Below are 8,646 nucleotides of genomic sequence, written 5' to 3' on the forward strand. Positions count from 1 at the left end.
CACGAAGGCGGCATGGCGCACCCCGTCGGAGGCCCTGTCGAACGCCGCCTTCTCGCGCGCCTCCTGGCCGAAGATGCGGATGAGGCGCCCGGCATGCACCAGATGCAGCATCCGCGAGGCGAGCGCGCTGTTGCGCGAGGCAACGCTGCGGCTCGGCGCCTTGAGATGGGCTGACAGCATCGCATGCGCCACCTGGACAAGGGCCAGCCCCAGCGTCACCAGCAGCGTCAGCCCGAGACCGAGCGACAGCACCACCGAGGGCGTCAGCGCGCCCGGACGGTGGATGTTGCCCACCGCCAACCGCAGCGAAACCGAGCGCACGCGCGGACTTTTCTTCGCCGCCCATTGCACCAGCACCGCCACCAGCCGCAGCACCAGGAAGGCAAAGACCGTGGCGCCGACGAAGATCGAGGCGATGCGGTGGTCATTGGCCGAGAGGATCGCCAGCGCCGCCAGCGCGACGACGATCGCCGGCGCCGCACCCGTATAGGGCAGGCGCGGCAGGCCGCGGCTCTCGAACCCCATCTCGCGGAATAGCGCCGTCGCCGGCACGTCGCGGGCGCGGCCGAGCGGCAGGAGCGCGAAGGCCAGTGTCACCAGCGGGCCGAACAGCGCCGCCATGGCCAGCGCGCCTGGATAGAAGCCGCCTTGCGCCGGCACCGGGATAACCGATTGCAACAGCGCGCTCGCCACGAACGGCATTGCGGCGCCGAGGATCAGCCCGAGCACGATGCCGAGGCCGGCGATCAACAGGATCTGCACGAGATAGACGGTGAAGACGAAGCCGCCCGAGGCGCCCAGGCTCTTGAAGGTGGCGATGACGCCGCGCTTGCCGTCGAGATAGGCGCGCACGGCATTCGCCACGCCGACGCCGCCAACCACCAGCGCTGTCAGCCCGACCAGGGTCAGGAATTGCGAAAACCGCTCGATATTGGACGACAGCGCCGGCGCCGCGTTGCTGCGCGTGCGGATCGACCAGCCGGCCTGCGGGAAATCCTTCGCGGCTTGAGCCTGGATATCCTTGATCCGCGCCTCGGAAGTCCCCTCCGGCAGCCTCACCTTATAGGCGTTCTCGACCAGGCTGCCCGGCTGCACCAGACCGGATGCGGCGAGGCCCCCGCGCGACATCATCAGCCGCGGCGCGAAGCCGAAACCGTCCGACACCGCGTCCGGCTCGCTGACCAGCCTCGCCCGCAGCTCAAAAACGGCGCTGCCGAGCTTCAGCCGGTCGCCGACGTGAAGATTGAGCCGCTCGAACAAAAGGTCTGGCGCGGCGGCGCCAAACACGCCGGACCTTTCGCCGAACAATTGCTCCTTAGGCAGCGCCGGATCAGTCACCAGCGCGCCGTAGAGCGGATAGGCGTCGTCGACGGCCTTGGCCTCGACCAGCGCCTGGTCGGAGCCATCTTCCAGCCGCGCCATCGAGCGCATGCCGGAGGTCTGCGAAACCGCGCCGAGGCTGCGGATGAAGCCGAGCTCGGCATTCGAAGCGCTGCGCTGGTTGACCTGAAAGCGCAGATCGCCGCCAAGCAGCGTCTGGCCCTGGTTGGCGACGCCGGCACTGATCGCCTGCGCCACCGAATTGACGCCGCCGATCGCCGCGACGCCGAGCGCGATGCAGGCAAGGAATATCATGAAGCCGGACAGGCCGCCGCGCATCTCGCGCAGCGAGAAGCGGATGGCGAGCTTCAATGTCCGGAGCCAGGCCCCCTCATCCGGCCGCTTCGCGGCCACCTTCTCCCCGGTGGGGAGAAGAGGGAGGTGCCGGCCCCGGCGATCTCTTCTCCCCTCGGGGAGAAGGGGGCCCGAAGGCCCGGATGAGGGGGTCTCCGCCATGCGATTATGCCGTCACTTTAAGCTGAGCAGCGTCCTCGATCCGCCCCGAGCGCATCGACACCTGGCGCGCGCAGCGCGCGGCAAGCGCCGGGTCATGCGTGACCAGCACCAGCGTCATGCCGCGTTCTGCCGCCTTGGCGAAGAGAAGATCGGCAATCTGCTTTCCCGTCGCCTGGTCGAGATTGCCGGTCGGCTCGTCGGCGATGAGGATGCGCGGCGACGGCGCCAGCGCCCGGGCGATCGCCACGCGCTGCTGCTCGCCGCCGGAAAGCTCGCCCGGATAATGCGTCACACGGTCGCTCAAGCCGACCGCCGCGAGCTCGCGCGCGGCCACCCCGAACGGGTCGCCATGTCCGGCGAGCTCGAGCGGCACCGCGACATTCTCCAGCGCGGTCATGTTGGGGATGAGATGGAAGGACTGGAATACGATGCCGATGTTTCGCCCTCGAAATGAAGCAATCTGATCCTCGCTTTTTCCGTTGAGCAATTCGCCGGCGATCCGAACCGTGCCCGAATCGACCCTTTCCAGGCCGGCAAGAACCATCAGCAGCGTCGACTTGCCCGAGCCCGATGGGCCGACAATGCCGGTGGCTTGCCCGGCCGCGACGTCGAGGCTCACGCCCTTCAGCACATGGACGGAGGACGCGCCCTCGCCGAGCGTCAGCGATACGTCCCTCAACGCGATGACGGCTTCTGTCACAATAAAAGCGCCCTATATGTGGAAAAAGGAGACGGCCCGTGTCTCCTTCCTTGGGTTGTTCCGGTCATATGGGGCTCGCCGCATGGCATTCAAACATCGTTTTGCCGCAGCCCCCGTCGTTTTCGCAGCCCTCATCCTTTTCCTTGGCCTTTGCGGCGCCATTTCGTCGGCGCGCGCCGCCAGCTTCACCATCGTCGGCTTCGGCGACAGCCTGATGGCGGGCTACAGTCTCGGCCCTGGCCAGGGTTTCACCGACAGGCTGCAGGCAGCCTTGAAGGCGAAGGGCCTCGACGTCGCCGTGGCCAATGCCGGCGTGTCCGGCGACACCTCGAGCGGCGGCCTGGCGCGGCTCGACTGGTCGGTGCCGGACGGCACAAGGCTGGTGATCCTCGAGCTCGGCGCCAACGACATGCTGCGCGGCCTTTCACCCGGCATCGCTGAGAAGAACCTCGACGCCATGCTCGGCAAGCTGAAGCAGCGCAAGATCCCGGTACTGCTCGCCGGCATGCGCGCCGCGCCCAATCTCGGCGCCGACTACCAGAAGGCCTTCGACGCCATCTATCCGCGGCTTGCGGAGAAATACGGCGTCCCGCTCTATCCGTTCTTCCTCGACGGCGTCGCCGGCCACGCCGACATGCAGCTGGAAGACGGCCTGCATCCCAACCCCAAGGGGGTCGACATCATGGTCGAGCGTATCCTTCCCGTGGTCGAGAAGGCCATTGCCGCGAATGGCGGTGCGTCATGAGACCGAAAAGCCACGCTTTCCGCTGGGGAAACATTGTGGACAACAAACCGCTTGCCCCGCGCTGATATCGATGATTCGCTAGGGCCGAGAGTTTCGATTCGAGGACAGGAGGCTTCACATGCCACGTCTTTTCACCGCCCTCGAAATTCCGCGTGACGCCGCTCTCTCCTTGTCCCTGCTCCGGGGCGGGCTGCCCGGGGCGCGCTGGATCGACGTCGAAAACTACCATCTGACGCTGCGCTTCATCGGCGATGTCGAAGGCCATGTCGCCGACGAGATCGCCAACGCCCTCGACAGGGTTCACCGCCCCTCATTCCAGATGACGCTCTCGGGCGTCGGCGCCTTTGGCGGCAAGAAGCCGCATGCGGTGTGGGCCGGCGTGTCCGCCTCGCCGGACCTGACGGCGCTGCAGGGCGAGATCGACCGCATCTGCCAGCGGCTCGGCCTACCGGCCGACCCGCGCAAATTCTCGCCGCATGTGACGCTGGCGCGCCTGCGCAACGCAAGCCCGCTCGACGTCGCGCAATATCTTTCGGCGCGCGGCAATTTCGCCGCGTTGCCCTTCCGTGTCGGCCGCTTCGTGCTGATGTCGTCGCGCGATTCGGTTGGCGGCGGCCCTTACATCGTCGAGGAAGCCTGGCCGCTGGTCGCCGAAACGCTCGCCTCGAGCCGCTTCGCCAGCGCCTCCGACGCCTCGCGGATCATGCGGTAGACCGAGGCGAAGGCCTCGGCGCCGTCATAATAGGGATCCGGCACGTCCGCGGCCCTTCCCGTGGCGAAATCCAGATAAAGATGGACGCGGTCTCGCGCGGCCTGCGGCGCCAGTGCCTTGAGGTCGCGCACATTTGCCCGGTCCATCCCGAGGATCAGGTCGAAGCGCGAAAAATCCCCCGGCAGCACCTTGCGTGCCCTCTGCCCTGAAATGTCGATGCCGTGCTTCGCGGCAACCGCGATCGAGCGCCGGTCCGGCTCCTGGCCGGCATGCCAGCCGCCGGTCCCGCCGAATCGAGCAGCATTTCGTGGCCCCGGCCACGCTCGGCCCAGACGGCGCGAACACGCCCTCGGCGAGCGGCGAACGGCAGATATTGCCGAGGCAGACGAACAGAACGGAATTTATGGACTTTATGCTCATTCGATATGCGCTGTTTGTGCATTTGGAACCCCAAAACCGCAAAGCAGCTTTGGGCGACTTGCATTATGGTGGGGTCAAATTCGAGATAGCACGGGAAATCATCATGACGAGAGAAAAACTAAGCAAGGACGCGATCGCCGCCGCTCTGGCCGAACTCGACGGCTGGTCGCTCGCCGCCGACGGCGCGTCGATCAAGCGCAGCTTCGTCTTCAAGAATTTCTCAGAGGCCTTCGCCTTCATGACCCGCGTGGCGCTGGCCGCCGAGAAGATGGACCATCACCCGGATTGGTCCAATGTCTACAAGACCGTCGACGTGACGCTGAACACGCATGACGCCGGCGGCGTGACGGCGCTGGATATCGAACTGGCAAAGCGGATGAACCGGTATTTTCACTGAGGGCGAGACGTCGTCACTTCGTCATCCACGGGCGGAGCGACGCGAAGCGGAGCGCAGACCCGAGGATCCATTCCGTGACCGTGGTCGAGGATTGTAGCGGAGCAGAATTCTGCACCGTGAGCGGCGCTCGAGGTAACGGAATGGATCCTCGGGTCTGCGCGCGTCGCTTCGCTCCTTGCTTCGCCCGTGGATGACGATCGGAGGAATAGCTCGGCCAATCGCCAAACTGAGGCGATTGCCACCAACCAGCATTTGAAGTGCTGTGGCATCTCGTTCCGATTTTCCGCCCAACCAACCCCCAAACTCTTGCAGCAGCCCCCCGCTTTCACCACATCTTTCGCGGCGGTCGGCACGCATGGGTTGCGCGCGGCCGCCAAGGAGCGATTGATGACGCAAGGTTCCGGTTTCGATTTCTTCGGCTTCGGCGACAAGCTCGCCGGCGAAGGCGAGATCCGTGAAAAATTCTGGCGCACCGCCAAGAAAGCGGCGCGGCAGATTCCGTTCATGGACGAAGTCGTCGCCGCCTATTATTGCGCCATGGACAAGGACACGCCGCTGCGCGCCAAGGCCACCCTGCTCGGTGCGCTTGGCTATTTCGTCCTGCCGTTCGATTTCATTCCCGATTTCGTCGTCGGCCTCGGCTACACCGACGACCTTGCCGTGCTGACCGCGGCGATCGCCGCCGTCAGCGCCCATATAACGCCTGCCCACAGGCAGGCCGCCAAGGACGCGCTGGCCGACAAGGGCTGACGGCAGCTTGCTCAGCCCGCAAATCAGCGCGTGCGAAAAGACAAACTCTTGCCGTTTTCGTGGCATCCAACTCCGCGCCGGAACGTCGCGCCAGCCGCTTTCAACGGTGGCGGCGCGACTGCATGTCGCCCAAAACTGCGTAGCGGTTTTTGGGTAACGACATGCACAACAAAAGAGACCCAAAGCACGTCGCTCGAACCCTTCGGCGTGATGTGCCTTGGGTGGGCGGTTTCCTGGGGTGAGTTCCTTTTGTCGAGGACGATTCACCGTTTGGTAACCCTGATTAAATCAAAATGAAGCGACGGCAGGACGCCACGCGGCCCGCCTCCGCACCATTTGGAATACGGGAAGAACGATGCGCGGATTGATTGCTATAGTTTCCAGCCTGGTCCTGGCGGCCGCCTTCGCGGCGCCGGCGCTGGCGCAGCAGGCGACCAAGATCGGCCAGCACAACGCCTGGGGCACCTACAGCTATCAGTCGCAGGCCGGCAAGGTCTGCTATGTGCTGACCGTGCCGACCGACAAGCAGCCGCCGTCGCTCGACCATGGCGACATGTTCTTCTTCGTCAGCCAGCGTCCCGGACAGCAGGTTTCCTACGAGCCGCAGTTCATCGCCGGCTACAACTTCCAGGAAGGCTCGAAGGCCACCGTCACCATCGACAAGAAGAGCTTCTCGATGTTCACCCGCGGCAAGTCGGCCTGGGTCGAGAACGCCGCCGAGGAGCCGGTGCTGATCGCCGCCATGAAGACGGGCACCGACATGAAGGTGCAGGCGAAGTCGGGCCGCGGCAACCCCACCTCCTACGTCTTCTCGCTGAAGGGCATATCGGCCGCGCTGGCCTCGATCGCCAAGTGCAAGTAAGCACGGACCGAGTCTTGATCCGAGGGCCGGGCCGCAAGCCCGGCCTTTTGCTTTTGAAAGCAATTCCGGAAAGGATGTGAAACGGATTGCTTGTCACGGCAAGCACGGCTTGGTGGCTATGGTGGGCATGTATGGCTCAGACCGGCGAGATGAGGACAACCCGAGGCCGAGCCATATTCCCCCGCGAGCGGACCGGAAGGAACCCTTCGTGAGCGCCCAACACCAGTCTCTTGTGATCGCCGCGATGTTGGCTCTTTGGTCTCAGGATTCGCGCGCCGACCCAAGAGCCGCCGTTGCGACCGCGGATTTTCTGAACAGCATCGGTGTCGTCAGCACATTTCCTGACCGGGGCCAGCCTTTGGCTAAGACCGTCGAGATGGTCCGCTATTGCGGCTTCCGGTGGGTGAGGGCGGGAATAGAGGGGTTAACTGACAACGGCCCCACGACCATGCAGACCTTTCTGGAACTGCATCGGCAAACCGGTGCCAGGCTGAGTTGGGGACTGGTGAGCGGTGGGTCTGACCTGAAGAGGTTGATGGAAACCGGCAAGGTATTGGCGCAGGCCGACGCGCTGCTGGCTTTTGAGGGCAACAACGAGCCAAACAACTGGGCTGTTGAGTATCGAGGCGAGAAAGGCGGTGGGCGCGGGTACTCCTGGATGGCGGTCGCGAAATTGCAGCGAGACCTTTACCACGCGGTCAACACGGATCCGGCGCTGGCGAAGTACCCCGTGGGGTCGATTTCGGAACCGGGAGCGCAAAATGACAGCGTTGGCCTTCAGTTTCTTGCAATTCCTCAGGACGCTGAAACCTTGATGCCGGACGGCACCAGATATGCGGACTACGCGAATGTACACAACTACCTCTATCACCCGCATTCGCCCTATCCGGCCGACAACAAGGGTGTGGGATGCTGCCGACCCAACCTATGCTGCGCGGGTCGACGGACTATTCGGAAACTTCGGTCTGACATGGTCGAAATGGTTCCGGGGCTACCCGCCGGAACAACTTGAAACACTGCCGCGTGTCACGACCGAGACGGGAACCAATATCCAGGGACCGGTCACCGAAGAGTTGCAAGGTTTGAATTTGTTGAATTTGTATTTCGCACAGTTCAAGCGGGGTTATGCCTACACTTCGGTCTATCTGCTGAGGGACCGCACCGATGAGGCCGGCAACCAGTCGTTCGGTTTCTTCAGGCCCGATTATTCACCCCGCAAGGCCGCGACCTACCTTCACAACGTTACGACTATTCTGGCTGACGAGGGTACGGTCGCTACGTCCGGCACGTTGGATTACACGATCGCGGACCAGCCTCCGACGGTTCATGATCTTCTCCTGCGGCGCAGTGACGGGACGTTCCAACTGGTCGTCTGGGACGAACGGTTAAACGACCAGGACCAGGTGACCGTGCGCCTTGGCGCCACGGCGACTTCCATAAGCATCTATGATCCGACTGTCGGCACCGATCCTGTCCGGACAGTGAAGAACACGACCTCGCTCGACCTTTTGCTAAGCGATCATCCGATTGTAATCGAGATCTCGTCTGCCAGATAGGCTGGCGCGTTTGGACAAGCAGGCCGGGGCTCAAACCCGGTCTTCGCTTTCACAGCGGCTGTTCTGCCCCGGCAACCCTGCGCCGCCGGATCGCCTCGGCGATGAAGACGCGCGACAGCGCGTGGTAGAGCGGTTCGTTGGAGATGAGCCTTGCCGTGCTGTAACCCGGCATTGCCGCGCACATCAGCGCGATGACGTTGTCGTGGTTGCCGGTCATTTCGAGGATGATGACGAAGGCCGTCATCGGCGCCTGCACGACGCCGGCGAAATAGCCGGCCATGCCGAGCAGTGCCGCGGTGCCGGTGGCCGTGCCGAAGACCAGGCCCAGCGTGCTGCCCAGCCCCGCGCCCACCGCCAGCGACGGCGCGAAGAGGCCGCCCGGAATGCCCGACACCATCGACAGCATGCCGGCCCCGAATTTCTCGACGAAGAAGAAGGCCGGCAGCCGCGTGCCTTCGATCGCGCCGCGCGCCTGCGCATAGCCGGTGCCGAAGGTAAGCCCGCCGGACGCCACGCCGATCACCGCCACGGTGAGCCCGCAGACGGCCGCCACGACCAGCGCGCGCGGCAGCGGCTGCAGCGCGTTCCAGCGCCGGATGCGGCGCATGACTTTCAACGCCGAAAGCGAGAACAGCGCGCCGACCCCGCCGCCGATGATGCCGCAGGCT

The 8,646-nt window shown here is 64.4% G+C and carries 10 protein-coding genes and 1 pseudogene; 7 read left to right on the plus strand and 4 right to left on the minus strand.

The window, feature by feature from the left end; translation table 11 throughout:
• A partial coding sequence (locus EOA24_RS18630) for an FtsX-like permease family protein (protein WP_348633074.1) occupies positions 1-1,659 on the minus strand: 1,659 nt, incomplete at its 3' end.
• 181 nt (positions 1,660-1,840) lie between these two features.
• Positions 1,841-2,536 carry an ABC transporter ATP-binding protein gene (locus EOA24_RS18635; protein ID WP_126080430.1) on the minus strand — a complete coding sequence of 232 codons (696 nt, stop codon included), beginning with the start codon at positions 2,534-2,536 and terminating at the stop codon, positions 1,841-1,843.
• A gap of 82 nt (positions 2,537-2,618) precedes the next feature.
• Here EOA24_RS18635 and EOA24_RS18640 point away from each other — a divergent pair, with 82 nt between their 5' ends.
• Both EOA24_RS18640 and thpR read left to right on the plus strand, forming a co-directional pair.
• A complete protein-coding gene (locus EOA24_RS18640) occupies positions 2,619-3,281 on the plus strand; it encodes an arylesterase (RefSeq protein ID WP_126080429.1) in 663 nt (220 codons plus the stop codon).
• Positions 3,282-3,399: 118 nt separating this feature from the next.
• Positions 3,400-3,993: an RNA 2',3'-cyclic phosphodiesterase gene (gene thpR / locus EOA24_RS18645; RefSeq protein WP_126080428.1), complete on the plus strand. Its 594-nt coding sequence runs from the start codon at positions 3,400-3,402 to the stop codon at positions 3,991-3,993.
• Here the strand turns inward: thpR and EOA24_RS18650 are convergent.
• A pseudogene (locus tag EOA24_RS18650) lies at positions 3,900-4,413 on the minus strand (low molecular weight protein-tyrosine-phosphatase). The gene thpR and the pseudogene EOA24_RS18650 overlap by 94 nt on opposite strands.
• A gap of 103 nt (positions 4,414-4,516) precedes the next feature.
• Between EOA24_RS18650 and EOA24_RS18655 the strand changes: the two are divergent.
• The 5 genes from EOA24_RS18655 (at position 4,517) to EOA24_RS41665 (ending at position 7,978) form a co-directional block, all read left to right on the plus strand.
• Positions 4,517-4,810 (plus strand): 4a-hydroxytetrahydrobiopterin dehydratase, encoded by a 294-nt coding sequence (locus EOA24_RS18655; RefSeq protein ID WP_112129091.1) that lies wholly within the window; start codon positions 4,517-4,519, stop codon positions 4,808-4,810.
• 387 nt (positions 4,811-5,197) lie between these two features.
• Positions 5,198-5,560: a YkvA family protein gene (locus tag EOA24_RS18660; RefSeq protein WP_126080427.1), complete on the plus strand. Its 363-nt coding sequence runs from the start codon at positions 5,198-5,200 to the stop codon at positions 5,558-5,560.
• A 355-nt stretch (positions 5,561-5,915) separates the two neighbouring features.
• A complete protein-coding gene (locus tag EOA24_RS18665; protein WP_126080426.1) occupies positions 5,916-6,422 on the plus strand; it encodes an invasion associated locus B family protein in 507 nt (168 codons plus the stop codon).
• Between the two features lie 208 nt (positions 6,423-6,630).
• A complete protein-coding gene (locus EOA24_RS41660; RefSeq protein ID WP_189353998.1) occupies positions 6,631-7,434 on the plus strand; it encodes a hypothetical protein in 804 nt (267 codons plus the stop codon).
• A 70-nt stretch (positions 7,435-7,504) separates the two neighbouring features.
• Positions 7,505-7,978, plus strand: a complete 474-nt coding sequence (locus tag EOA24_RS41665) for a hypothetical protein (RefSeq protein ID WP_189354000.1) — start codon at positions 7,505-7,507, stop codon at positions 7,976-7,978.
• Positions 7,979-8,027: 49 nt separating this feature from the next.
• Here the strand turns inward: EOA24_RS41665 and EOA24_RS18675 are convergent.
• On the minus strand, positions 8,028-8,646 hold a 619-nt coding region (locus tag EOA24_RS18675), incomplete at its 5' end, for a chloride channel protein (protein ID WP_189354008.1).

Source organism: Mesorhizobium sp. M2A.F.Ca.ET.039.01.1.1, assembly GCF_003998035.1.
Classification (GTDB): domain Bacteria; phylum Pseudomonadota; class Alphaproteobacteria; order Rhizobiales; family Rhizobiaceae; genus Mesorhizobium.